Source organism: Phreatobacter sp., assembly GCF_016793595.1.
Classification (GTDB): domain Bacteria; phylum Pseudomonadota; class Alphaproteobacteria; order Rhizobiales; family Phreatobacteraceae; genus Phreatobacter.
Genome location: NZ_JAEULY010000004.1, coordinates 110,158 through 133,155, shown reverse-complemented (window position 1 = coordinate 133,155; position 22,998 = coordinate 110,158). Strand labels below are relative to the sequence as shown.

Here is a 22,998-nt window from a genome sequence, read left to right as displayed (position 1 = left end):
TCACGCCTTCCTGATCCGGAACGACAGCACGCCGTCCGCGCGCTCCTGGCCCTCCAGCGCATCGCCCGTCTCGCGCACGAGGTTGGGGATGTCGATGGCCGCCATCGGATCGGTGCAGTCGAGGATCAGCAGCGTCCCTGCCGGCAGGCGCGTCAGGGCCTTGCGCGCCTTGAGCGCGGGCAGGGGGCATTTCAGCCCCTTGAGGTCGAGACGGGTTTCCCCGGTGGGCGAAGCGGTGTCGGCCATGGTCCCGCTCACTCGATCACGATCTTCGGCGGGGCCTTGATCGTCACATCGCCGGTGCCGGTGAGACTCGCCCAGACCTGCCGCGCGATGTCGCGATAGACGAGAGTGTGCGGGCTGCCGGGCTCGGTCGCGACGATCGGCTGGCCGGAATCGGAGCGCTCGCGCAGCTTCATGTCGAGCGGCACCTCGCCGAGGAACGGCACCTTGAGCCGCTCGGCCTCGCGCCGTGCGCCGCCATGGCCGAAAATATCGTAGCGGTTGCCGGTATCGGGCGCGATGAAATAGCTCATGTTCTCGACGATGCCGAGGATTGGCACCTCGGTCTTGCGGAACATGGCGACGCCGCGCCGCGCGTCGATCAGGGCGAGATCCTGCGGTGTCGAGACGATCACGGCGCCGGCAAGCGGGGTCGCCTGGGCCATGGTCAGCTGCGCGTCGCCCGTGCCGGGCGGCATGTCCACCACCAGCACGTCGAGTTCGCCCCAGGCGACCTCGCGCAGCATCTGCGTGATGGCGCTCATCACCATCGGCCCACGCCAGACCATCGGTGTTTCTTCCTCGACCATGAAGCCGATGGACATGACCTTGACGCCGTAGCCCTCGAGCGGCGCGAGGGTCCGGCCCTGAACGACGCGCGGCTTGCCCGACAGGCCGAACAGCTTGGGCATGGACGGGCCGTAGATGTCGGCGTCGAGGATGCCGACCTTGCGGCCGTCCGCCGCGAGCGCCAGCGCGAGGTTGGCGGCGGTCGTCGACTTGCCGACGCCGCCCTTGCCCGAGGCGACGGCGATGACATGCTTCACGCCGGGCAGGGTTGCGGCCTTCGGTGTCGGCGGCTGGCTCGGCCGGCCCGGCGCGACGTGCGGCTGGGTGGCCGGCGGTGGCCGCTGGCCCCGCTCGGCGGGCCGGTCCGCTGTCAGCGCGACGAGCGCCTGCCCGACGCCGGGAATGCCAGAAATGGCCGATTGCGCGGCGGCGCGCACGGGCTCCATGGCGGCGGCCTCGGTCGGGTCGATGCCGATCGACACCATGACCTTGTCGCCGTTGACGAGAATGTCGGAGAGCCGGCCGGAAGCCGTCAGCGTTTGCCCGCTCGTCGGCAGCCTCACCTTTTCCAGTGCGCGCGCGACTTCGTCCCGTGTGACCATGATGCCCTCGACCGATCACCGGTCACATAGGGCATCGGGCCGGAGTGCGGAAGGGCGGAAGGCTCAGGGGCTGACGGTCAGGCGCAGGACATAGGCGTCGAGCGCCGGCGCGCGGTTGGCGGTGGAGAGTTCGCGCGGCGGCGAGACGAGCTCGCCGAAGGCGACGAAGCGGCCCTGGACCGGCACGAAGGGGGCGGCGAGATGGGCGGCGGGCGACATACGGAAGGTCGGCGTGCCGGCCCCGACCGCCTCGACCTCGACCACCGGCGATCCCGCGCGCGGGCAGCCGGCGGCGCTGGCGCAGCGCCCGTCCGAGATCACCCGTGAGAATTTGAGCGTGATCTGGCGGCCATTGGCGCCGGGCACCACGATGCTTTCGCCGCCACGGATCTCCACGCGCTGCATCTCCTGCGACCGTGCCGGACCCGGCCCCGTCATCAGGAGCAGGACCGAGGAGGCGGCGAGGAACATCAGTGTCGGGGCAGCGATCATCGTGGCGTTCGCAAGAAAGCGAGGATCGAGAAACATATGCGACTCCGGATATTTCACCCGTGTGTCGCTGTGGCGGTCTGAATGGTTCAATCGCGAATATGGATGTCCACGCGCGCCGTGCCCGTGGCTGTCCGTGTCACGAAATCGCGAGCGGATGGCGTCGCGGCGATGCGCGCATGGCTGTGCCGGCAAAAAGGCTGAAAAATCCGCAAAACGCTTATTGGAGCCGTCATCGAGTCGTGTTAGCAGGCATCGCCAACCCTAAAGCGAGCCGCCGCCGTCCTTCTTGCCGAGTCGAGAGGGCCGAGACGGTTTTTCCCTCAACCCGCGCGGAGTTGGCCATGGCCCTCATCAAGACCTTCGAGGAAGCTCTCACCTTCGACGACGTGCTCCTGCGGCCGGGCCTGTCGGACGTGATGCCGGGCGATGTCGATGTGAAGAGCCGCATCACCCGCTCGATCTCGCTGAATATCCCCGTCATCTCCTCGGCGATGGACACGGTCACCGAGTACCGCATGGCCATCGCCATGGCGCAGGCCGGCGGCATCGGCGTCATCCACCGCAACCTCGACCCGGACGTGCAGGCCGATCACGTCCGGCAGGTGAAGCGGTTCGAGAGCGGCATGGTGCTGAACCCGATCACCATCCATCCCGACGAGACGCTGGCGGACGCGCAGGCGCTGATGCGGAAGCACAATTTCTCGGGCTTCCCCGTCGTGGAGCGCGGTCCGAACGGCAAGGCGGGCAAGCTGGTCGGCATCCTCACCAACCGCGACGTCCGCTTCGCGACCCGTCCCGACCAGCCGGTTTCCGAACTGATGACCAAGGACCGCCTCGTCACGGTCGGTGAGGGGGTCACGCAGGAAGAGGCCAAGCGCCTTCTTCACCAATTCCGCATCGAGAAGCTGCTGGTCGTCGACGAGCACTACCGCTGCACCGGCCTCATCACCGTCAAGGACATCGAGAAGCAGGTCGCCAATCCCAATGCCTGCAAGGACGAGCAGGGCCGCCTGCGCGTCGCCGCCGCCACCACGGTCGGCGAGCAGGGCTTCGAGCGGACCGAACTGCTGATCGACGCGGGCGTCGATCTCGTGGTGGTCGACACCGCACACGGCCACTCGCAGAAGGTCCTGGACCAGGTGACGCGCATCAAGCGCCTGTCCAACAAGGTTCAGGTGGTCGCCGGCAACGTCGCGACGGGTGCGGCGACAAAGGCGCTGATCGACGCCGGCGCCGACGCGATCAAGGTCGGCATCGGCCCGGGCTCGATCTGCACGACGCGCATCGTCGCCGGCGTCGGCGTGCCGCAGCTCACCGCCATCATGGAGAGCGTCGAGGCGGCGCAGGCCTCCGGCACCCCGGTCATCGCCGATGGCGGCATCAAGTTCTCGGGCGATCTCGCCAAGGCGCTCGCCGCGGGTGCTGAAGTCGCCATGATCGGCGGCCTGCTCGCCGGCACCGACGAGGCGCCCGGCGAGGTCTATCTGTGGCAGGGACGCTCCTACAAGAGCTACCGGGGCATGGGCTCCGTCGGCGCCATGGCGCGTGGCTCGGCCGATCGCTATTTCCAGGCCGAGGTGAAGGACACGCTGAAGCTGGTGCCCGAGGGCATCGAGGGCCAGGTCGCCTACAAGGGGCCGGTCAATACCGTCGTCCATCAGCTCGTCGGCGGCCTGCGCGCCGCGATGGGTTACACGGGCGCGAAGGATCTGGCCGATTTCCGCGCCAAGACCGAGTTTGTCCGCATCTCCGGCGCGGGCCTGCGCGAGAGCCACGTCCATGACGTGACCATTACCCGCGAGAGCCCGAACTATCCGAACGGCGGGCGGGTCTGACGCGCGCCTAGCGGCCGCGCCGCTCCAGTTCGGTCTTCGGATCGACGATGCGCGGCGCGGGCCGGGTCTCGTCCACCTGCGCGCGTGGCTGGGCGCAGGCGCCGAGCGCAAGCGCCGGCATGGACACGAGGATGAAGCGGCGGCTGATCGAGGCGGCGGCCATGGGCGTTCTCCGGATTGGCGCCGCAGTTCCCGATACAAAAATGGCCCGGGCGAGGCCGGGCCATTTTCTCAAGGTTTGAAGCGTGGCTGCTTAGTTGCAGACGCGCACGCGGCGCGGCTCCGGGCCCCACGGGGTGTCGACCCAGCGCCGCTCGACCCAGCACTCGCGATAGGCCGGAGCGGAGGCAGCGGCGGCAGCGCCACCGATGATCAGCGCGGCGGCGCCGAGGCCGACGGCAGCGCCCGGACCCCAGCCGCGACCATGACGGTGGCCATGACGATGACCGGGGCGGAAGCCATGGCGAGGACCGCCGCGGAAGCCGTGGCGGCGCTGCATTTCAACCGGCGCTGCATGGTCCATCACCGGCGCGGTGACGGCCGAACGGGCCGCCGACGAAGCCTGGGCCGAAGCGGGGGCCAGGACGGTGAAGCCGAGAGCGAAAGCGCCGATGGCAGCCGTCGCAGCCAGATTCCTGAAGGATGTAAGACGCATGTGTGGTCTCCCCAAAACTCGAGGCGGAAGATCTGCCTTCCGCGGAACGCCGACGCGCGAGTCACGTCGTTAGGCGGCATCGAACCGATGAAATCGGGTATTTCCTTGACCAACCTCCCTGTATAATGATCGGTTCCCTAGCGACACACCAGACAAATCGCCGCATAGCGGGAATGTAGGGAGAAAATTCGGTGGGTTTGATGAATCCGGGTGGAACCTCGCTTGTTTGGCCTTTGCTGGCGCAGGTCGGCTGGACCATTGTTATCCTTCTCACGATGGGCTTCTTCAGGCGCAAGGCTCTGTATCGACGCGAAGTGAAGCTGAAGGAAATCGCCCTGTCGGGCGAAGCATGGCCGGCGCGAGCAAAGCAGGCTGCCAACAACTTTTCGAACCAGTTCGAGACGCCGGTCCTGTTCTACGTGCTGGCCATCATGGCGATCCATGTCGGCGCCACCGGCTGGCTGATGACGACGCTGGCCTGGCTGTTCGTCGCCACGCGCATCGGCCATTCCTTCATCCATATCGGTTCGAACGACCTGCGCTTCCGTTCGGGCATCTTCTTCCTCGGCTGCATCGTGCTGATGACCATGCTGATCGGCGTGCTGATCGCCGCACTCTGATGGCGGGCGAAAAGACCTGATCGGGAAAAGGCCCCGGTCCTGCAACCGGGGCCAAGTTGGGAACGGGAGGCAGGCACTGCGGGCTGCGGCCTTACCAGGCGCAGACGTTCACGAGCCGGCGGACCGGGCCGTAGGGGGTGTCGGTCCAGCGGTAGCGGTAGCAGCTCGAGCCGACCACGGCGACGCCGAGACCCGCGCCAACCCAGTGGCCGTGGCGCCAGAAGCCGTGGCGATGATGGTGGTGATGGCGGTGGAAGCCGTGGCGATGGCCCAGATGCAGATGGCGCCCGCCGAAGTGTCGGCCGCCGCCGAAATGCATCCCGCCGCCGCGGTGGAAACCACCGCCGCCGCGGAAGCCGCGGGCTTCGGCGTCAGTGGTGGCGAACATGCCGAGGCCGGCAACGGCGACGCCTGCGAGAGCGAGAGACTTGAGAGCGTTCATGGTGAGGTCCTTGGGTTCGGGGAAGGATGTCACCCCTTCGGCCATGGGTGGCCGCTGGTCGCGCGATGGTTCAACCGCCCGCCGATTTTTTTGCAGGACCAACGGCGAACCGCGACCGGGCCGTGTATGCGGAGCCGCCGCCGCGCAAGGAACGATCAACCATCGGGCCGCATAAGGCGGGAATTTCAGCAAATCCGACTGACCGAATTAGCCGCCTATTGACGCTTCGGGCGCATCTTCGCCCGCGCAAATGCCCTCATTCCCGCCGGTCAGGATGCAGGACATCAAGGTCACCGCCGACGACATTGCAAAGGCCCAGGCCAGCCCGCGCTGGAATCTGGCCTTTCCCGAGCCGCTGGAAAGCCGCTTCGACGCCGACCTCGGCGTGCGGCGCGCCAAGCTGCTGCGCGTCGTCAGCGCGCGCACGGTGGTCGTCTACAATTCCTTCCTCGTCGGCGACTATTTCCTCGCGAACGACACGTTCGCCCTGGCACTGGTCATCCATCTGGCGCTGGTCACGCCCTGGATGATCGCCGCCTCGCTGCTCCTCGCCCGGCCGCTTGGCGCGGTCGCGCGTAACCTGATCATCACGTCGGTTCCGGCGTCGATGATCGCCGGCATCCTCGCCATCTTCCTCGTCTCCGCCGATCCGCTGGCGACCCACTATCAGTATTTCGTCGTGATCGTGCTGATCTACGCCAATGCCGTCCTGCGGCCGGCCTACACCTATGCGCTGGGCCTCTCCGTGGTTACGGCGGTGGTTCATGGCCTCGCGTGCTACATCGACAGCGGCATGCCGAACGAAGCGGCGGCCGCTGCCTCCTACGGGCTGGCCATCGCCGCCTGGGTTTCGCTGATCGCCAACTACAATATCGAACGCGATGTTCGCCGCACCTACCTCCTGCGGCTCAAGGACAATCTCGTCGCCAAGGATCTGCGCCGGACGGCGGATGACCTGCAGCGCATCTCCCATGTCGATGCCCTGACCGGGCTCGCCAACCGCCGGGGCGTCGATGTGCGCGCGGCGGCGCTGTTCGCCGGCGCCGAGGCCGGTCGGCGGCCCTTCGCCGTGCTGATGGTCGATGTCGATCACTTCAAGGGCTTCAACGACCGCTACGGGCATCCCGAGGGCGACCGCTGCCTTTCGCTGGCGGGTGCTGCCATTCGCGAAGCCGTTCGCGACGGGGTCGACATCGTCGGCCGCTATGGCGGCGAGGAGTTCATCGCGATCCTGCCCGATGCGGACATGCTGGACGGGGTGCTTGTCGCGGAGCGCATGCGCCGGCTGGTGGAGGCTCTGTCCATCTGCCACGAACACAGCCATGCCGGCATCGTCACCATCAGCATCGGTGTCGGGACGGGCCGTTTCGGAGAGGCCGAGAGCCTGAGAACCGCCATTGCGGCCGCCGATGCGGCGCTCTATGCGGCCAAGGCGGCTGGCCGCAACTGCGTCCGCCCGCCTGTCGGCAACAGCGTGACCGCATTCCAGCCCGTGCGGGTGGCCTGAGGCACCGCAAGCCTTGCGGTCCCGCCGCCGATCCGTCTAACAGAACGGCCTTGCGGGGCGAGGGCGCCCCGCCGGAGTTGCCGTGACCCCTTCCGCCCGCCTCACTGCCGCCATCGAGGTTCTCGCCGATATCGAGGGCCGCCGCCGGCCGGCGCCCGATGCCCTGAAGGACTGGGGCCTTGCGCACCGGTTCGCCGGCTCCAAGGACCGCGCCGCGATCGCCAGCCTCGTCTATGACGCGTTGCGCCGGAAGGCGTCGAGCGCGCATGTGATGGGCGAGGCGACCCCGCGCGCCGTCCTCCTCGGCTCCCTCGCGCTGGCGCGCGGGCTCGACGCCGCCGCCATTGCGGCGCTCTGCACCGGCGAGCGCTTCGCGCCCGAGCCATTGTCCAAGGCCGAGCAGAAGCGCCTGAAGGCCCTGAAACTCGACGACGCTGCCGCCCATATTGCCGGCGACTTCCCGGAATGGCTTGCCGGCGATCTCGAAGCCGCCTTTGGCGCGACCCTCGTCGCCGAGATGCAGGCGCTCAGCCAGCGCGCGCCCATCGACATTCGCGTCAACACGCTGAAGACCGAGCGCGCGCGCATCGTTCCCGAGCTCGCCCATCTCCACCCCGTGATCACCCCCCACGCGCCGACTGGCCTGCGCTTCTCCGCCGGAGAGGATGGTCGCGGCCCGACATTGCAGGTGACGCCCGAGTTCCTGAAGGGGCAGTTCGAGATTCAGGACGAGGGCTCGCAGATCGTCGCGGCGCTGGCCGGCGCGGCACCGGGCCTCCAGGTTGTCGATCTCTGCGCCGGCGGCGGCGGCAAGACGCTGGAACTCGCGGCCCTGATGGACAATTCCGGCCAGATCTACGCCACCGACGCCGACGCCCGCCGGCTCGCGCCGATCCATGATCGCCTCACGCGCGCGGGCGCGCGCAGCGTTCAGGTCCGCACCCCAAAGGGCAGGGGCGACGAGCCGCTCGCCGATCTCGCCGGCAAGATCGATCTCGTTCTCGTCGATGCGCCCTGCACGGGCATCGGCACCTGGCGGCGCAATCCCGACACCAAATGGCGCGTGCGCCCCGGCGCGCTCGACGAGCGCATGAAGGAGCAGGACCTCGTTCTGGCCCGCGGAGCCATGCTCGTGAAGCCCGGCGGACGCCTCTGCTACATCACCTGCTCGGTCATCCCGCGCGAGAACGACGAGCGGGTCGCCGCCTTCCTCGACGCGAATCCCGGCTTCACATCGGTCGATCCGCGCGAGATTCTGGCGCTGGCGCCCGACACGCTGTCGGAGCGCGACGATCTGGTCTCGCCGCGCGGGTTCGGCATCCAGCTGTCGCCCCTGCGAACTGGCACCGACGGCTTCTATTGCGCGATCTTGCAGCGCAAAGGCTGATCCTTTAGGGGCTTTCCATGACCCAGCACCCGACCGCCCATCACGACACGATCCTGATCATCGATTTCGGTTCGCAGGTGACCCAGCTGATCGCGCGACGGGTTCGCGAGGCCGGCGTCTATTGCGAAATCCATCCCTTCCAGTCGGCGGAAGCCGCCTACCGGAGGCTGAAGCCGAAAGGCGTCATCCTGTCAGGCTCCCCGGCCTCGGTGACCGAGGATTTCTCGCCGCGCGCGCCGCAGCTGATCTTCGACGAGCAACTGCCGGTCTTCGGTATCTGCTACGGCGAGCAGACCATGGCCCAGCAGCTCGGCGGCAGGGTGGAGGCCGGCCATCACCGCGAGTTCGGCCGCGCCTTCCTCGACGTGCACAAGAAGACCCGCCTGTTCGACGGCGTCTGGGAGCCGGGCAGCCGCCACCAGGTCTGGATGAGTCACGGCGACCGCGTCACCGATCTGCCCGAGGGCTTCGAGGTGGTCGCCACCTCCGACAATGCGCCCTTCGCGGCCATCGCCGACGAGAAGCGCAGCTATTACGCCGTGCAGTTCCACCCCGAGGTGGTGCACACGCCGGACGGCGCGAAGCTGATCCAGAACTTCGTCCATAAGATCGCCGGCGCCAAGGCCGACTGGTCCATGTCCGCCTACCGGCAGGAGATGATCGCCAAGATCCGTGCGCAGGTCGGCAAGGGCAAGGTCATCTGCGGCCTGTCCGGCGGGGTGGATTCGTCGGTCGCGGCCGTGCTCATCCACGAGGCCATCGGCGACCAGCTCACCTGCGTCTTCGTCGACCACGGCCTGATGCGGCAGAACGAGGCGACGCAGGTCGTCGACCTGTTCCGCGGCCATTACAACATCCCGCTGGTCCATGTGGACGCGGCCGATCTCTTCCTCGGCGAACTCGCCGGCGTCACCGACCCCGAGACGAAGCGCAAGACCATCGGCCGCCTGTTCATCGAGGTGTTCGAGAAGGAGGCCAAGGCCATCGGCGGCGCCGAGTTCCTCGCGCAGGGCACGCTCTACCCGGACGTGATCGAGAGCATTTCCTTCTCCGGCGGACCCTCGGTGACGATCAAGAGCCATCACAATGTCGGCGGTCTGCCCGAGCGCATGAACATGAAGCTCGTCGAGCCGCTGCGCGAACTGTTCAAGGACGAGGTGAGGGCGCTCGGCCGCGAACTCGGCCTGCCCGAGAGCTTCGTTGGCCGTCACCCGTTCCCCGGACCGGGCCTCGCCATTCGCATCCCCGGAGAAATCACGTCGGAGAAGCTCGACATCCTCAGGAAGGCCGACGCCATCTATCTCGACGAGATCCGCAAGGCTGGGCTCTACGACACGATCTGGCAGGCTTTCGCGGTTCTGCTTCCCGTCCGCACCGTCGGCGTGATGGGCGACGGACGCACCTACGACCATGTCTGCGCGCTGCGCGCCGTGACCTCGGTCGACGGCATGACCGCGGATTTCTACCCCTTCGACATGAACTTCCTCGGCCGCGCCGCGACCCGCATCATCAACGAGGTGCGGGGCATCAACCGCGTCGTCTACGACGTGACCTCGAAGCCGCCCGGCACGATCGAGTGGGAGTGAGGGGCGCTGCCGACGGGGGCTCCTTTCCTGTCGAGCAAGACGCGGATAAGCGGGATCGAGCTGCTCTTTCCGCTTTCGCATGGCGTTCCGGGGGGCGATGATCGACGGATCGCGTCGGGCGCTGTCCATGTCCTCGGGCACGGACTGAACATCTCGTCGGGCACGGACTGAACATCTCGTCGGGCACGGGCTGAGATTGCGCGTTGCACCCAAACCCCACGCCTCGGCGGCGGGCGACCATCCGCTCATCCTGGTGCTCGCCGAAGGCCCGATGGCGACCAAAAGAGCGCCAACCTCGATGACAGGAGCGCGCGCATGACTCGGCATCTACAGGTCGGAGATCACGTCCGGTGGAATTCCGAAGCGGGTTATGTGAGCGGCAGGATCATCGCCGTTCATACCTCCGACGTGAACGACAAGGGCTTTATCCACCATGCCAGCCCGGATGTGCCGCAGTACGAGATCAAGAGTGATCGGACCGATCATGTCGCCATGCACAAGGGCACGGCCTTGCAGAAGATCGCCGATTGACGATCAGAATTTGAAAGAGTGCACGAGGTTTTGAACCGGCGGCACCAGTTCGGTCCTGAACCACGGATTCTCGCCGAGCCACGGTCGGCTGCGTGGCGAAGGATGCGGCAGCGGCATCCAGTTTCGGTCAGGAGACAATCCAGCGGGTCCGCTTTCGGGTGTTACGCGGTTACAGCAACGGCGCCTGTTCAGGGGGATAGGTGATCTCCTCTCCCTCGACCCGTGCAAAAGCCGTCATATGATGCATGCGCCAGTTCGCTTCGGACAGTATCTCAACGGCTGCTATGCCACGCACTTCGAGTGCATCGGCGATCAGCGAACGATGGCAGCGCCATGGCACCGCTTCGGCGCACATGATTGCGGTCCGCATCGTCCTGCCGGTCATGACAAGTTTGTCGATTGCATCGTGAAACGGGGCTGTTTGCATATAGTCGGCGTAGCCGCGAAAGCTCTTGTTCCTCCAGCCGGTATTGGGCGAATCCGCGCGGGAATGACGAAGGCCGCCCAGCGCGGGCATGCCCTGATAGGCAACCCCCGCGTCCGCCAGGCTGGCGGCCAGGGTATCGGCGTTGAACTGTGGGTTGTGGCGCGATCGCGGAACCGTCCGCACATCGGCCAGCAATTCTATGCCGTAGACGTCGAGCACGGCGATGAAGCGGTCGATCGGCAAGGCCGAATGACCGATCGTGAAGATCGTGCCCGGCAACCAATGTTCTCGCCCGGATGCAGAACCGGTCATCATGAAGCGTCCACCATGCCGACGAGATTGGCTCCGGGGCGCCGATTTGCAAGGTTGTGGTCCCAAGGGCGCCCCCATTGCGGGGCCTTCCGTCATTTCTGATCGCTTCTTCGGAGTGGATGGTCGCGCTACCGAGTGCAGCCATTTCTCGTGTTCGCTTCGCAATGGCAAGTTCTGTCCTCAAGTCGCTTCAGTCAGGGAAGGTGATGACATTTCCCATCGAGCCGAAGAGACGCGCCGGTGCTGAAAATCAGGCAGACGTATTGATAGATGGCAAAGCAATTAAAGAATTGACCGGGCGAGTGATGCTGAGTATAGGCGGTTTAGATTTATGTATATTTTTTGCGATGTCATGATTATTTTAGATCAACCAGTTATGGCCGTCAGAAGCAATGGAGCGAGAGTGAGCGGGCGCGGCGGCACGAGCGAGGCGGCCGGGAACAGCCGGTGCTCTGAGGCGTCCGCTCAACGCGCCGTCAAAGCCAGTGCCCATGCGCTGGAGTAGACGAGAACAAAATATGAACATAGGCTCGGCGTGGAGCAGGTTCATGCGCGTTTCCGACAGTCGCCAGCTTTCGCTTGCACTCGGCCTGCCGCCGCAGGCGAACCGCGACACCGTCTTTTTCACGGCCTTGCCGCCGCCGGAAGTCGCCGCTGCGGTTGCCGCTTGCGGGCAGCGACTGGTGGCGCGACAGCGGTTTTGTATCGCCTGGCGGCCGCCGCGCGTGCTGCATGTATCGCTGGCGGGCGTCGGGCTTTGGGACGGTTTGTCGCCGAATGCGCTGCGTCAGGCCCGGCGCGCCGGCGCGGATCTGGACGTCGCGGCGATTCCCGTTCGCTTCGCTCAGGCGTTGAGCTTCGGCACGGCCCGCCGTCGGGCGCTGGCGCTGGTCTGCGACCCGCCCTGCATTCCGCCCTTGGCGGCGCTGGCCAGGACGCTGCGGCAGAGGCTCGCGGCGGTCGGCCTCCGGCCTGCCGCACGTGACAGTTTCACGCCGCACCTGACGATTGGATATGTCGATGGTGGCGTCGATCCCATCCCGGCTGAGCACGTGCCGGGCTGGGTGGTCCGCGATGTCGTGCTGGTGCGCAGCCGCCACGGCGAGGCGCGGTACGATGAGCTCGGGCGCTGGGCACTTGCCGATCCGTAGGGGCCCGCGCAGAAGGGGCGCCGCGCGGCAGGTGTCCGCGAATCGCGACCCCGGCGGAGCCAGGCATGGCAGTCACCCTCTACGGCATCACCACCTGCGACACGGTGCGCAAGGCGCGCAACTGGCTCGACGCGAAGGGCATCGCCTACCGTTTCCATGACTTCCGGGCGGAGGGGCTGGAGCGGCTCAAGGCCGAAAGCTGGATGGACACGCTCGGCTGGGAGGCCGTGCTGAACCGCCAGAGCACGAGTTTCAAGGCGCTGCCGCCGGCCGACCAGACGGGGCTCGATCGCGCCAAGGCGCTCGGCCTCATCCTCGCCAATCCGACCATCGTGAAGCGGCCCGTGCTGGAGCGCTCGGGTGACGTCATGGTCGGCTTCAAGCCCGAGCGCTACGCCGAAGCCTTCGCCTGATGCGTCAGGTCGCGGGGGCGGCTTTCTCGCGCATCGCGAGTTGCGCGCCGCCAACAGCGCCCGCAATGCCGAGGACAACGGGGAGCCAGGCGGCGGCGAGCGCCCAGACATAGGTCTCGAAATAGGGCGATCCGCGAAGCTGGTAGAAGGCGAACAGGATCAGCACCGCCGCGCCGTAGCCAAGAACGAAGCCGCCGAGGCCGCCGGCTGCCCCGCGCGCGGTCCGGCCCCATGGCTGGCGCGGGGGGAGCGTGCCGCCGAGCCGGTCTCGCTCCCGCCTGCCCGTGATCACGGCGGCCGTCGACGCGGTGACGATGGCGGTGACGCAGGCGCCTATCGGCGCGATGATGAAGGCGAGGCCCATGGCAGCGGCGCCTTCGCGCTGCGAGACCCCATTAACCTCCATCAGGACGATGCCGATGCCGAGCGTCGCGGCATAGCCGCCGACGAGGCCGATCAGGGCGAAGGCGAAGGCCCAGCCGAACACGCGCATGGGAAAAGGCTCCGAACGAGTTCGGACTTCCTAGGCGCGCGGCATTTCGGCCGCGTGGCTGGCTTTCGCCGGGATGTTTCGGTCCGGGAGGTCCCGCTCAGGGAGCGGAGGAGGGCCGCGGCGCGGGGACCGGCGCGAATCCGAGCGCGCCGGCCGGCAAGGCGGGCGTCTCGTCGGCAGCCGCGAAGCGTCCGCCGCCAAGGGGGATCGAGCGCGGCGTCGCGGGGCTCTGGCTGTCCTGCATCTGGACCGGCACGGCCGCGGGCGCCGGCGGCTCCGGATCGGCAGGCATCACCACGCGCGCCTGAACCTTGTTCGGGTCACTGTCCGGCGAGGCGGCGCCCGGCAGCTGCACGGAGCGCGACGAGGCGGAGGCAAGGGAGGGGGCGGATGCATCCGGCGTTGCCACGGCGACCGGTGCGGGCGAAGCCGGCGGCGGCATGGCGGCCATCAGGGCATCGCGGTTGGCAAGGGTGAACCCGCCGGCGGCGGCGCCTGCCACGACAATGGCCGAGAAGAACAGGACCAGACGGCGCCAGCGAGCGCCCTTCAGCCGGCGTGCCGCCTGACGCGCGCGCGCCGGATCGTAGGAATCGCCGGGGAAGGGCGGTGCCTCGACGGCGGCGGGATCGGCGGATGTCTGAAGAGCTGTGTTCATTCGACCGGGAGCACGCGTGAGACGTAACCGCTAACACTTCCGAGGCGGCGTGGCCAGATCGGGCCGGACCGCAGCGGACATGGATCGAGGATAAGCTCCTGTGGTCCCCAATTGTGGCGTGGATGGGGAAGGCGGGCACATTTGTCACAACAATCGTGCAAGTGGCACTGCCGCGCCCGGCATCTTCCGAGCGAACCGCTCCTGCCGTACCTCCGCCGCGTTTGCGTCGGAGAGGGGGAGTTGATAGGTTCCGCGCCGCTTTTCAGGCTGGCGTGACCGATGCTCCCGCCGGCTGCCCTGGACGGAACGATGGCCGACATTTTCGACGAAGTCGAAGAGGACCTGCGCAAGGCCCGCTTCGAGGCGCTGGTGAAGAAATTCTGGCCGCACATGCTGACCATCGCCGTGCTGGTGGTGGCGGTCATCGGCGGCTGGCGCTTCTACGAATATCAGCAGGCGCAGGCATCGGCGGCGGCCGGCGCGCGCTTCGAGGCAGCGCTGCGCCTGTCGCGGACCGATGGAACGGAGGCCGAGAAGCAGTTTCAGGCGCTCGCGGCCGACGCCCCGTCCGGCTACCGCATCCTGTCCCGCTTCCGCCAGGCGACGGAACTTGCGGCCCGCGACAAGGACGGCGCGGTGCGCGCCTACGACGCGCTCGCCGCCGATGCCGCGATCGGCCCGCTGCTGCAGGACGTCGCCCGCGTCCGCGCCGCCTACCTCCTGGTCGATACCGCGCCCGCCGCCGAGGTCGCGCGCCGCGTCGAGACGCTTGCGGTTGCCGGCAATGCCTTCCGCCATTCGGCGCGCGAGCTTCTGGCGCTGGCTGCCCTCAAGGCGGGCGACAAGCCCGGTGCGGAGCGCTGGCTGAAGGCCATCTCCGATGACACGGAGACGCCGCAGGGCGTGCGCGGCCGCGCCGAACTGATGTCGACCGTCTTCACCGCCGGCTCCTGAGCCGGCGCGCCCTTTCCGCGAGCCCGATGGACGCACCATGAATAGCTCCCGCCCCGTGACCCGTCTCCGCGCCGATCGCCGCTTCTTCCTGCGCGCCGGGGCGGTCTCGCTCGCCGCCGTCGCCCTTGGCGGCTGCGAGAGCCTGCAGGACATCCCCGCGATGTTCGAGCGCCGGCAGCCGCCGCTGCCCGGTGATCGCCAGGCGGTGTTCCCCGAGGGCGTCCCCGGCATCGACCGCTCCATCCCGCAGCCGGCCAATGCGCCGTCGCAGGCGCCGCCGGCCGAGCAGCCGCCGGCCGAACAGCCGCGCCGCGGCCGCTGACCAGATCCCATGGGCTTCACCCTCGCCATCGTCGGCCGTCCGAATGTCGGCAAGTCGACGCTGTTCAACCGTCTCGTCGGCAGGCGCATCGCGCTGGTCGATGACCGGCCCGGCGTGACGCGCGACCGGCGCGAGGGGGAGGCGAGCCTCGCCGATCTCGAATTCACCATCATCGACACCGCTGGTCTCGAGGACAGCCGCGAGGGCACGCTCGAATCGCGCATGCGCCAGCAGACGGAGGAGGCCATCCGCCTCGCCGACGCGATCCTGTTCATGATCGACGCGCGCGTCGGCCTCACCCCCGACGATCGCTCCTTCGCCGAGATGGTGCGCAAGTCCGGCAAGCCGGTCATCCTCGCCGCCAACAAGAGCGAGGGAAAGGTCGGCATGGCCGGGGCCTACGAGGCCTTCGGCCTCGGGCTCGGCGATCCGGTGCCGCTCTCGGCCGAGCATGGCGAGGGTCTCAACGAGCTCTACGACGCGCTGGCGGCGCTCATGCCCGAGCCGACCGCCGAGGACGACGACGCCCAGGCTGACGAGGACGACGGCATCAGTGCCGGTGACAAGGAAGCGCCGCCCGAGGATCTCGAGAAGCCGATCCCCGTCGCCATTGTCGGCCGTCCGAATGCCGGCAAGTCGACATTGGTCAACGCGCTGATCGGCGAGGACCGCATGCTGACCGGCCCGGAGGCCGGCATCACGCGTGACGCCATCTCCGTCGACTGGGAATGGGGCGGGCGCCGGTTCCGGCTCGTCGATACGGCTGGCTTGAGGAAGCGCGCGAAGATCGAGGACAAGCTGGAGAAGCTGTCGGTGGCCGACGCGCTGCGCGCCATCCGCTTCGCCGAGGTCGTCGTCGTTTGCATGGACGCCGAGAAGCCCTTCGAGGACCAGGATCTGCGAATCGCCGATCTCGCCGCCAAGGAAGGCCGGGCCGTCGTGCTCGCTTTCACCAAGTGGGACCTGGTGCCGCACAAGGGCGGCAAGGCCGCCAAGCTCCGCGAGGAGGCCGACCACTGGCTGCCGCAGATCAAGGGTTGCCCGGTCGTCGCCAATTCAGCCGAAACGGGGCAGGGCCTCGACCGCCTGATGCAGGCGATCCTCGACGCCCGTGTGCCGTGGCAGAAGCGCATCACCACCAACACGCTGGTGCGCTGGCTGCAGGAGACGGTCGACCACCACCCCCCGCCGGCGGTCTCCGGCCGGCGCGTCAAGCTGCGCTACATGACGCAGGCCAAGACGCGGCCGCCAACCTTCGTGGCCTTCTGCTCGCGTCCCGAAAAATTGCCCGACAGCTACCTGCGCTATCTGGTGAACGGCCTGCGCGACACGTTCGACCTCGCCGGGACGCCAATCCGCTTCCACCTGAAGAAGACGGACAACCCCTACGCCGAGACGGGTCGGAAGATTCAGTAGCGGGTGCGGATCGCCGTCGGCGTGATCCCAATCATCGCCGATCTTCATTTCTGCACGCTCGCCATCGATGGCATGAAGGCACGGTCCTGACCGGGAGGCCGCCATGCCGAGCTATGCTTTCGAGACCGTCGACGTGTTCACCGACCGCCGGTTCGGGGGCAATCCGCTGGCGGTGTTCACGGACGCGCGCGGCATGTCGGATGCCGAGATGCAGGCGCTCGCGGCTGAGATGAACCTCTCGGAGACGACCTTCGTCCTGCCGCCGGAGAACCCGGCCCATACCGCGCGCGTGCGCATTTTCCACCGCACGGCCGAGATGCCCTTCGCCGGCCATCCCAATGTCGGGACGGCCTGCGTGCTGGCGCGCCACGGCCGCGATCGCGGTGGCGTGCTGCTGTTCGAGGAACTGGCCGGGCTGGTCGAGATCAGGGTCGAGCGCGATGCCGCCGGCATCGTGACGACCGCCACCATCGCAGCGCCCCAGGCGCTCTCGACCAGCGCCGTCCTGCCGGTCGACGGCATCGCCGCCTGCGCGGGCCTGTCGGCGGCGGACATCGTCACCGGCGCGCATCGGCCGATCGAAGCGTCGGTCGGCGTGCGGTTCGTTCTGGCGGAGGTCCGCTCGGAGGCACTTGGTCGCGCCCTGCCGGATATCGCCGCTTTTCGTCGGCTGGAAGCGGCGCATGCCGGGCTCGGGGGGCGGCTGTCGCTGTTTCTCTACGCGCGGGACGGCGCCCGCATCCGCGCACGCATGTTCGCCCCGCTCGCCGGGACCTGGGAGGATCCGGCGACCGGTTCGGCCAGCGCCACGCTCGGCGCTTTGCTGCTGTCTCTCGACGGCGGCGAGACCGCTGGCTTCGAGGTGACGCAGGGCGTCGAGATGGGACGGCCGAGCCTTCTTCGGGTCACGGCCCGCCGCGCCGAAGACGGGTTTCGGGCGACGGTCGGCGGTGGCTGCGTGCCGGTCCTGTGCGGCGAAGCACAGCTCTGACCCGCGAGGCAGCCAGCCGCCGCGCCCGGCTCAATACCCCACGGTGAAGCGCTTGCGGCTGTGCTTGGGGACCTCCAGCTCATCGACCAAGGCGATCGCATAATCCTCGGCCGAAATGGCGCTCCGGCCGCTGCCATCAATCAGAAGCTGGTCAGCGCCGAGGCGGAAACGACCGGTGCGCTCGCCGGGGCTGATCAGCGCCGAGGGCGACAGGAAGCTCCAGTCCAGCGAGGCCTCGGCCTTCAGCAGGTCAAGGAATACGCCGCCCGCCTTGGCCTCGTTCAGGTAGATCGCCGGGAATTCCGGTGTGTCGAACAGCGCCTTGCCCGGCGCGACTTCGAGGCTGCCGGCGCCGCCGACGACGAGATAGCGCGCGACGCCCGACGCCTTGGCCGCGCCGATCAGCACTTTTGGATCGGAGGCGGTGAAATGCACGGCGCTGATGGCGGCGTCGTGGCCACCGAACGCCGCCGCCAGCGCGGCCTGGTCGGAGGCGTCCACGGCTTTGGCGGTGACCCCCGGCAGCGCGGCGATCTTGCCCGGATTGCGCGCCAGCGCGGTAACCTGATGGCCACGACGGGAGAGTTCAGCGAGGATGCGCGATCCGACCATGCCGGAAGCGCCGAGCAGTGCGACTTTCATGAAAAGGCTCCATGTGGTAAGTAACCAATGGAGACTAAGTGCGCCGTCTAGACCGACCTGTAAAGAAGGCACTTTTCGGTCACGAGGTTACGTGAAGGATACGCCCATGGCTCAGCTCGCCCCGCCTGTCGTCGCCAGCTTGCCGCCCAATGTCTTCGCTGCGGACTGTCCCACGCGGCGCGTGCTCGACCGGATCGGCGACAAATGGGCGGTGCTGATCCTGATCCTGCTGGCGCGCGGCACGAAGCGCTTCAACGAGCTCCGGCGGGAGATCGACGGCGTGTCGCAGAAGATGCTGTCGCAGACATTGAAGAGCCTGGAGCGCGATGGACTTGTGTCGCGCCGCGCCATCCCGACCGTTCCGGTCACGGTCGAGTACTCCATCACGCCGCTGGGCATGACGCTGCATCAGGCCGTGGACACGCTGCGTCTCTGGGCGGAGACCCATATCGGCGCCGTGGAAACGGCGCGCCGGCGCTACGATGCCGGAGCGGGCAGGGTCGACCGGGCGGCCTGATCGAGGACCTTGCTCAGACCGGGCGCTGGAAGTCCTTCCACGCGCGGGCCGGATAGTCGTAGAGCCGGCCGGTCTCGGTCATGGACGGCAGGCACATCGACAGGATCGCGGCGGCGGGCGCTTCCGGCGCCTCCAGCGTCTGCGGGTCTTCGCCGGGCATGGCCTGCGCGCGCATCGTGGTGCGGATCGGACCGGGATTGAACAGATTGACGCGGATCGGCGTCTGCTCGGTCTCCGCGGCATAGGTTCGCGCCAGCGCGTCCAGCGCCGCCTTGGTCGCGGAATAGGGACCCCAGAACGGCTTGCACGACGTGGCCGCGCCCGATGTCACGAACACGGCGCGGCCGGTATCGGATTGCTGGAGCAGCGGGTCGAGCGAGCGAATCAGCCGCCATTGCGCCGTGAGGTTCACCGCGACGACCTGATCCCATTCCTTCGGCACGACATGGCCGAGCGGCGAGATCGGCCCGAGGATCGCGCCGTTCGCCACCAGCACGTCGAGCCGGCCCCAGCGCTCGTGGATCGCGAGGCCGAGGCGGTCGAGGCCGTCGCCGTCGCGGATGTCCAGCGGAACCAGCGTTGCGGCCTCGCCGCCGGCGGACTTGATGGCGTCGTCGAGGGCTTCGAGGCCGCCCTGGGTGCGGGCCACGGCAATGACATGCGCGCCCGCCGCCGACAGGGCGAGGGCCGTCGCCTTGCCGATGCCGCGCGAGGCGCCGGTGACGCAGGCAATGCGCCCGGAAAGAGGCTTGTCGGTCATGGGCTTGGCTGACTGTCCCGAATCGCCGTCTCAGCTCGCTTCGGCGAGCAGGGACAGCTGCTTGGCGGCCTCGCCGACGAGATCCGTGATGGTCGTCGGATAGTCGCCGGTGAAGTAGTGGTCGGTGAATTGCGGCTGCGCGGCATTGCGGCCGGGCTCGCCGAGGGCGCGGTAGAGCCCGTCGATGGAGATGAAGGCCAGCGAGTCGACGCCGAGATAGTCCTTCATCTGCGGGATCGACATGTGGGCGGCCAGCAACTTCTCCTGATCCGGCATGTCGATGCCGTAATAGTCCGGGAACTTGATCGGCGGCGAGGCGATGCGGAAATGCACCTCGCGCGCGCCCGCGTCGCGCATCATCTGCACGATCTTCCGCGAGGTCGTGCCGCGCACGATCGAATCATCGACCAGCACGATGCGCTTGCCTTCGACCACGGCGCGGTTGGCCGAGTGCTTCATCCTGACGCCCTGGTCGCGCACCGACTGGGTCGGCTGGATGAACGTGCGGCCGACATAGTGGTTGCGGATGATGCCGAGTTCGTAGGGGATGCCAGCCGCCTGGGCGTAGCCGATGGCCGCCGGAACGCCGGAATCCGGCACGGGAACGATCACATCGGCCGGGACGCCGGATTCTTGCGCGAGGATCGCGCCGATCTGCTTCCTCAGGCCATAGACGTTCTTGCCGTCGACGATCGAGTCCGGGCGGGCGAAATAGACATATTCGAAGATACAGGGACGCTTGCGGCGGGCCGGGAAGGGCTTGATCGATTCCAGCCCCTTGTCGTCGATCACCACGACCTCGCCGTTCTCGACCTCGCGCACGAAACGGGCGCCGATAATGTCGAGCGCCACCGATTCCGAGGTGAGGATGAACTTGCCGTCAAGCTCGCCGATGACCAGCGGCCGGATTCCCAGAGGGTCGCGGGCGCCGATCAGCTTCTTGTTGGTCATGCCGACGAAGGCATAACCGCCCTCGATCTGGCCGAGCGCGTCGATGAAGCGGTCGGTGAAGCGGTTGCGCCTGGAGCGGGCGACGAGATGCAGGATCACCTCGGTATCCGAGGTCGCCTGATAGATCGCGCCGTCAGCGATCAGCCGGCGGCGAAGCGTCAGGCCGTTGGTCAGGTTGCCGTTGTGGCAGACGGCGAAGCCGCCGGTCTCGAGCTCGGCGAACAGCGGCTGCACGTTGCGCAGGATCGTGCCGCCCGTGGTCGAATAGCGGGTATGGCCGATGGCCGACTGGCCGGGCAGGCGCTCGATGACCTCGCGCTTGGAGAAATTGTCGCCGACGAGGCCGAGACGGCGCTCGGAATGGAAGCGCTGGCCGTCGAACGAGACGATGCCCGCCGCCTCCTGGCCGCGATGCTGGAGCGCATGCAGGCCGAGAGCGGTCAGCGCCGCGGCGTCGGGATGGTTGAAGACACCGAACACGCCGCATTCCTCATGCAGGCGGTCGGACTCCAGATCCGGGCCATCCGTCCGGTCGGTCTCGTCCAGGTCCGCCTCGTGATGGCGGATTTCCAGCGACGGCGTCATCGGGTCCTCGTCTCAAAAGCCTCGGTCGTCTGCCCGTCGCGTCATATGCGGGCCGATACGCCGGAACAGAAGGGCCTCCCCATGCACGGCGACCATGCACGATGGCCGTATGGACCTGGCCTCAGGGCTGGCGCGGCGGCGTCGCGGGCGGGGTGCCCGCGGCCGGCGGCGTCGTTGCCGGGGGCGTCGCGCCGGGCGCCGCTGGCGGCGTCTGGCTGCGGTTGAGGCGGCGCAGGATATCAGATCCCTCGATGTCCTGCGGCAATTGCGCGATCAGCCAGTCCTTGGTCTGGTCGAGCACGGCATAGGACTTGGCCTTGGTGACCCAGTCGGGCCGATTCGGACCCGGCACCAGCCAGGTGAAGAAGGCGAAGGCCACGACCACGATCACGAGGCCGCGCGCGAGCCCGAACAGGAAGCCGAGCGTCCGGTCCAGCACGCCGATCTTGGAGTCGAGGATGGCGTCCGAGATGCGGATGGTGATCAGCGAAACGACGATCAGCACGGTCAGGAACACGCCGGCGATGACGATCGCCTTGGCCAGCAGCTCGTTGGAAACCTGCGTCTGTGCGAGCGGCAGGAGGCGCGGATAGGCGTACCAGGTGGTCAGCGCCGCAAGGCCCCACGAAGCGATGGACAGAACCTCGCGGACGAAGCCGCGAACCATCGCCAGAAGCGCCGATATCAGCATGATCACGGCGAGGCCGATATCGAGATAGGTGACCGGCATCGATTTTCGGCTCCGCAGGGACGTTACAGGCAGGGACGTGGCAGGCGCGCCCGAGTCGTCGTCTCGCGCGACCACGCGCTTATAGCGGGGCCGATTGCCCGCGTCACCCCGTCGCGGCGCGGCTACCGGGGGCTCTCTTGCGACCTGTGGCCGAAGCTGCTCACCCCTCCGGGTTGATGCGCAATTCCTCGATGATGGGCCGGAAATTGCGGATCTGCGTATCGACGGCGGCCTGCAGTTCCGCGGGTGCCGAACCGGTCGCCTCGGCCCCCATGCCGGTCAGGCGCGTGCGGACGGCCTCCGTCGCCATGGCCGCCGCGATCGCGCCCTGCAGCCGCGCGATGATCTCCGGCGGCGTTTTGGCGGGTGCGAATATGCCGTTCCACCCATTGACCTCCATGCCGGCGAAACCCAGTTCCCGCACGGTCGGCACATCGGGAAGCGCGGCCGGTCGCTTGTCTCCGACGGTGGCCAGCGCCTTCAGCGTGCCGCCGCGCAGATGCGACAGGGACGACGACAGCTGGTCGCCGCCGAACTGCACCCGCCCGGCAAGCAGGTCCTGCACCAGCGGCGCCGCGCCACGGAACGGGATGTGCTGCATCTCGATGCCGCCGGTCTTCTTCACCATCTCGCCGAGCAGGTGCATGGTCGAGCCGGGACCGGTCGAGCCGTAATTGTAGTTGAGCGAGCGGTCGGACTTCAGCAGCTCGACATATTCCTTCAGGTTGCTGGCCCTGACGCTCGGATGCGCCATCAGCATCATCGGCACGTTCACCGCGAGCGAGACCGGTGCGAAATCCTCGAACCGGTGCATGCGCCGCCCGGCCACTTCCATCACCATGGTCGTGAAGGGGAAGGTCAGATTGTGCATCATCACGACATGGCCGTCCGGCTCGGCCCGGGCGACGATGTCGGCGCCGATGGCGCCGCCGGAGCCGCCGCGATTCTCGACCACGAAGGGCTGGCCGAGACCCGCCTGCAGGCGCTCGGCAAGGATGCGGGCGACGACGTCAGTGGTGCCACCGGCCGGGAACGGCACGATCACGCGGACGGGGCGGTTCGGCCAGGCCGCCTGCGCGATTGCGCGGCTTGCCAGGCCGGCCGTGGCGAAGCCAGCGGCGCCGGCGAGGAACAGGCGTCGGTCGATGGTCATGGCGCTCTCCCGTGGTCATTCGCGCTCTGCGGCGCGTAGCGGCCAAAGGTAGAGGAGAGCGGGTTCTGGAAAAG

Annotated in this window: 28 protein-coding genes; 14 read left to right on the top strand and 14 right to left on the bottom strand. The window is 67.8% G+C overall.

The genetic code is table 11. From position 1 onward, the window contains the following. From JNK84_RS04710 to JNK84_RS04700, 3 genes are read right to left on the bottom strand one after another with little or no spacing between them, the layout of a single operon-like run. Positions 1-246, bottom strand: coding sequence for a sulfurtransferase TusA family protein (locus JNK84_RS04710; protein WP_293421076.1), 246 nt, complete (start codon positions 244-246; stop codon positions 1-3). A gap of 8 nt (positions 247-254) precedes the next feature. Then, entirely contained in the window at positions 255-1,397 is a 1,143-nt protein-coding gene (locus tag JNK84_RS04705) for an Mrp/NBP35 family ATP-binding protein (protein WP_293423472.1), read from the bottom strand. A 60-nt stretch (positions 1,398-1,457) separates the two neighbouring features. Then, positions 1,458-1,922 carry a hypothetical protein gene (locus JNK84_RS04700; RefSeq protein ID WP_293421074.1) on the bottom strand — a complete coding sequence of 155 codons (465 nt, stop codon included), beginning with the start codon at positions 1,920-1,922 and terminating at the stop codon, positions 1,458-1,460. A 305-nt stretch (positions 1,923-2,227) separates the two neighbouring features. On the opposite strand from JNK84_RS04700, the gene guaB reads away from it, so the two are divergent. Then, on the top strand, positions 2,228-3,721 hold the full coding sequence (gene guaB, locus JNK84_RS04695) for an IMP dehydrogenase (RefSeq protein ID WP_293421072.1): 1,494 nt from the start codon (positions 2,228-2,230) through the stop codon (positions 3,719-3,721). A gap of 7 nt (positions 3,722-3,728) precedes the next feature. Here guaB and JNK84_RS04690 read toward each other — a convergent pair whose 3' ends face one another. Beyond that, positions 3,729-3,884, bottom strand: coding sequence for a hypothetical protein (locus tag JNK84_RS04690; protein WP_293421070.1), 156 nt, complete (start codon positions 3,882-3,884; stop codon positions 3,729-3,731). A 90-nt stretch (positions 3,885-3,974) separates the two neighbouring features. Then, positions 3,975-4,376, bottom strand: a complete 402-nt coding sequence (locus JNK84_RS04685) for a hypothetical protein (RefSeq protein ID WP_293421068.1) — start codon at positions 4,374-4,376, stop codon at positions 3,975-3,977. A 200-nt stretch (positions 4,377-4,576) separates the two neighbouring features. Between JNK84_RS04685 and JNK84_RS04680 the strand changes: the two genes are divergently transcribed. Continuing rightward, positions 4,577-4,996, top strand: coding sequence for an MAPEG family protein (locus JNK84_RS04680; RefSeq protein ID WP_293423470.1), 420 nt, complete (start codon positions 4,577-4,579; stop codon positions 4,994-4,996). A gap of 91 nt (positions 4,997-5,087) precedes the next feature. Here the strand turns inward: JNK84_RS04680 and JNK84_RS04675 are convergent, their stop codons facing one another. Then, positions 5,088-5,438, bottom strand: coding sequence for a hypothetical protein (locus JNK84_RS04675; protein ID WP_293421066.1), 351 nt, complete (start codon positions 5,436-5,438; stop codon positions 5,088-5,090). A gap of 274 nt (positions 5,439-5,712) precedes the next feature. Between JNK84_RS04675 and JNK84_RS04670 the strand changes: the two genes are divergently transcribed. The 4 genes from JNK84_RS04670 (at position 5,713) to JNK84_RS04655 (ending at position 10,449) form a co-directional block, all read left to right on the top strand. Then, positions 5,713-6,945, top strand: coding sequence for a GGDEF domain-containing protein (locus JNK84_RS04670; protein WP_293421064.1), 1,233 nt, complete (start codon positions 5,713-5,715; stop codon positions 6,943-6,945). An 82-nt stretch (positions 6,946-7,027) separates the two neighbouring features. Then, complete coding sequence (locus JNK84_RS04665; RefSeq protein ID WP_293421062.1) at positions 7,028-8,332, top strand: RsmB/NOP family class I SAM-dependent RNA methyltransferase; 1,305 nt, start codon at positions 7,028-7,030, stop codon at positions 8,330-8,332. A gap of 17 nt (positions 8,333-8,349) precedes the next feature. Next, the gene (guaA, locus tag JNK84_RS04660) at positions 8,350-9,918 is read left to right on the top strand and encodes a glutamine-hydrolyzing GMP synthase (RefSeq protein WP_293421060.1); all 1,569 of its coding nucleotides are present in this window, start codon (positions 8,350-8,352) and stop codon (positions 9,916-9,918) included. A gap of 315 nt (positions 9,919-10,233) precedes the next feature. Then, positions 10,234-10,449, top strand: coding sequence for a DUF2945 domain-containing protein (locus tag JNK84_RS04655; protein ID WP_293421058.1), 216 nt, complete (start codon positions 10,234-10,236; stop codon positions 10,447-10,449). A gap of 169 nt (positions 10,450-10,618) precedes the next feature. Here JNK84_RS04655 and JNK84_RS04650 read toward each other — a convergent pair whose 3' ends face one another. After that, positions 10,619-11,191 carry a DUF488 domain-containing protein gene (locus JNK84_RS04650; RefSeq protein ID WP_293421056.1) on the bottom strand — a complete coding sequence of 191 codons (573 nt, stop codon included), beginning with the start codon at positions 11,189-11,191 and terminating at the stop codon, positions 10,619-10,621. 203 nt (positions 11,192-11,394) lie between these two features. Between JNK84_RS04650 and JNK84_RS04645 the strand changes: the two genes are divergently transcribed. The 3 genes from JNK84_RS04645 to JNK84_RS04635 all read left to right on the top strand — a co-directional run bounded on the left by JNK84_RS04645 (position 11,395) and on the right by JNK84_RS04635 (position 12,752). After that, entirely contained in the window at positions 11,395-11,544 is a 150-nt protein-coding gene (locus tag JNK84_RS04645; protein ID WP_293421054.1) for a hypothetical protein, read from the top strand. 192 nt (positions 11,545-11,736) lie between these two features. Beyond that, positions 11,737-12,339 (top strand): 2'-5' RNA ligase family protein, encoded by a 603-nt coding sequence (locus tag JNK84_RS04640; RefSeq protein ID WP_293421052.1) that lies wholly within the window; start codon positions 11,737-11,739, stop codon positions 12,337-12,339. A gap of 65 nt (positions 12,340-12,404) precedes the next feature. Continuing rightward, positions 12,405-12,752 (top strand): arsenate reductase, encoded by a 348-nt coding sequence (locus JNK84_RS04635; RefSeq protein WP_293421050.1) that lies wholly within the window; start codon positions 12,405-12,407, stop codon positions 12,750-12,752. 4 nt (positions 12,753-12,756) lie between these two features. On the opposite strand, the gene JNK84_RS04630 is transcribed toward JNK84_RS04635, so the two are convergent. Together JNK84_RS04630 and JNK84_RS04625 are read right to left on the bottom strand one after the other, a co-directional pair. Then, entirely contained in the window at positions 12,757-13,245 is a 489-nt protein-coding gene (locus JNK84_RS04630) for a hypothetical protein (protein ID WP_293421048.1), read from the bottom strand. 97 nt (positions 13,246-13,342) lie between these two features. After that, positions 13,343-13,903, bottom strand: a complete 561-nt coding sequence (locus JNK84_RS04625; protein ID WP_293421046.1) for a hypothetical protein — start codon at positions 13,901-13,903, stop codon at positions 13,343-13,345. A gap of 309 nt (positions 13,904-14,212) precedes the next feature. Here JNK84_RS04625 and JNK84_RS04620 point away from each other — a divergent pair, with 309 nt between their 5' ends. From JNK84_RS04620 to JNK84_RS04605, 4 genes are all read left to right on the top strand, one after another. Next, entirely contained in the window at positions 14,213-14,857 is a 645-nt protein-coding gene (locus JNK84_RS04620; RefSeq protein WP_293421044.1) for a tetratricopeptide repeat protein, read from the top strand. A 37-nt stretch (positions 14,858-14,894) separates the two neighbouring features. Then, positions 14,895-15,179 carry a hypothetical protein gene (locus JNK84_RS04615; protein WP_293421042.1) on the top strand — a complete coding sequence of 95 codons (285 nt, stop codon included), beginning with the start codon at positions 14,895-14,897 and terminating at the stop codon, positions 15,177-15,179. 9 nt (positions 15,180-15,188) lie between these two features. Further along, on the top strand, positions 15,189-16,595 hold the full coding sequence (gene der, locus JNK84_RS04610) for a ribosome biogenesis GTPase Der (protein ID WP_293421040.1): 1,407 nt from the start codon (positions 15,189-15,191) through the stop codon (positions 16,593-16,595). Between the two features lie 103 nt (positions 16,596-16,698). Further along, positions 16,699-17,586 (top strand): PhzF family phenazine biosynthesis protein, encoded by an 888-nt coding sequence (locus tag JNK84_RS04605; protein ID WP_293421038.1) that lies wholly within the window; start codon positions 16,699-16,701, stop codon positions 17,584-17,586. 30 nt (positions 17,587-17,616) lie between these two features. On the opposite strand, the gene JNK84_RS04600 is transcribed toward JNK84_RS04605, so the two are convergent. Next, positions 17,617-18,228 (bottom strand): NAD(P)-dependent oxidoreductase, encoded by a 612-nt coding sequence (locus JNK84_RS04600; RefSeq protein WP_293421036.1) that lies wholly within the window; start codon positions 18,226-18,228, stop codon positions 17,617-17,619. Between the two features lie 106 nt (positions 18,229-18,334). Between JNK84_RS04600 and JNK84_RS04595 the strand changes: the two genes are divergently transcribed. Beyond that, on the top strand, positions 18,335-18,745 hold the full coding sequence (locus JNK84_RS04595; RefSeq protein ID WP_293421034.1) for a winged helix-turn-helix transcriptional regulator: 411 nt from the start codon (positions 18,335-18,337) through the stop codon (positions 18,743-18,745). A gap of 13 nt (positions 18,746-18,758) precedes the next feature. On the opposite strand, the gene JNK84_RS04590 is transcribed toward JNK84_RS04595, so the two are convergent. The 4 genes from JNK84_RS04590 to JNK84_RS04575 form a co-directional block, all read right to left on the bottom strand. After that, positions 18,759-19,505, bottom strand: coding sequence for an SDR family NAD(P)-dependent oxidoreductase (locus JNK84_RS04590; RefSeq protein WP_293421032.1), 747 nt, complete (start codon positions 19,503-19,505; stop codon positions 18,759-18,761). Between the two features lie 30 nt (positions 19,506-19,535). Continuing rightward, complete coding sequence (purF, locus tag JNK84_RS04585; protein ID WP_293421030.1) at positions 19,536-21,041, bottom strand: amidophosphoribosyltransferase; 1,506 nt, start codon at positions 21,039-21,041, stop codon at positions 19,536-19,538. A 121-nt stretch (positions 21,042-21,162) separates the two neighbouring features. Next, a complete protein-coding gene (locus JNK84_RS04580) occupies positions 21,163-21,771 on the bottom strand; it encodes a CvpA family protein (RefSeq protein WP_293421028.1) in 609 nt (202 codons plus the stop codon). A 160-nt stretch (positions 21,772-21,931) separates the two neighbouring features. Continuing rightward, a complete protein-coding gene (locus JNK84_RS04575) occupies positions 21,932-22,924 on the bottom strand; it encodes a Bug family tripartite tricarboxylate transporter substrate binding protein (RefSeq protein WP_293421026.1) in 993 nt (330 codons plus the stop codon). Positions 22,925-22,998 lie beyond the last annotated feature (74 nt).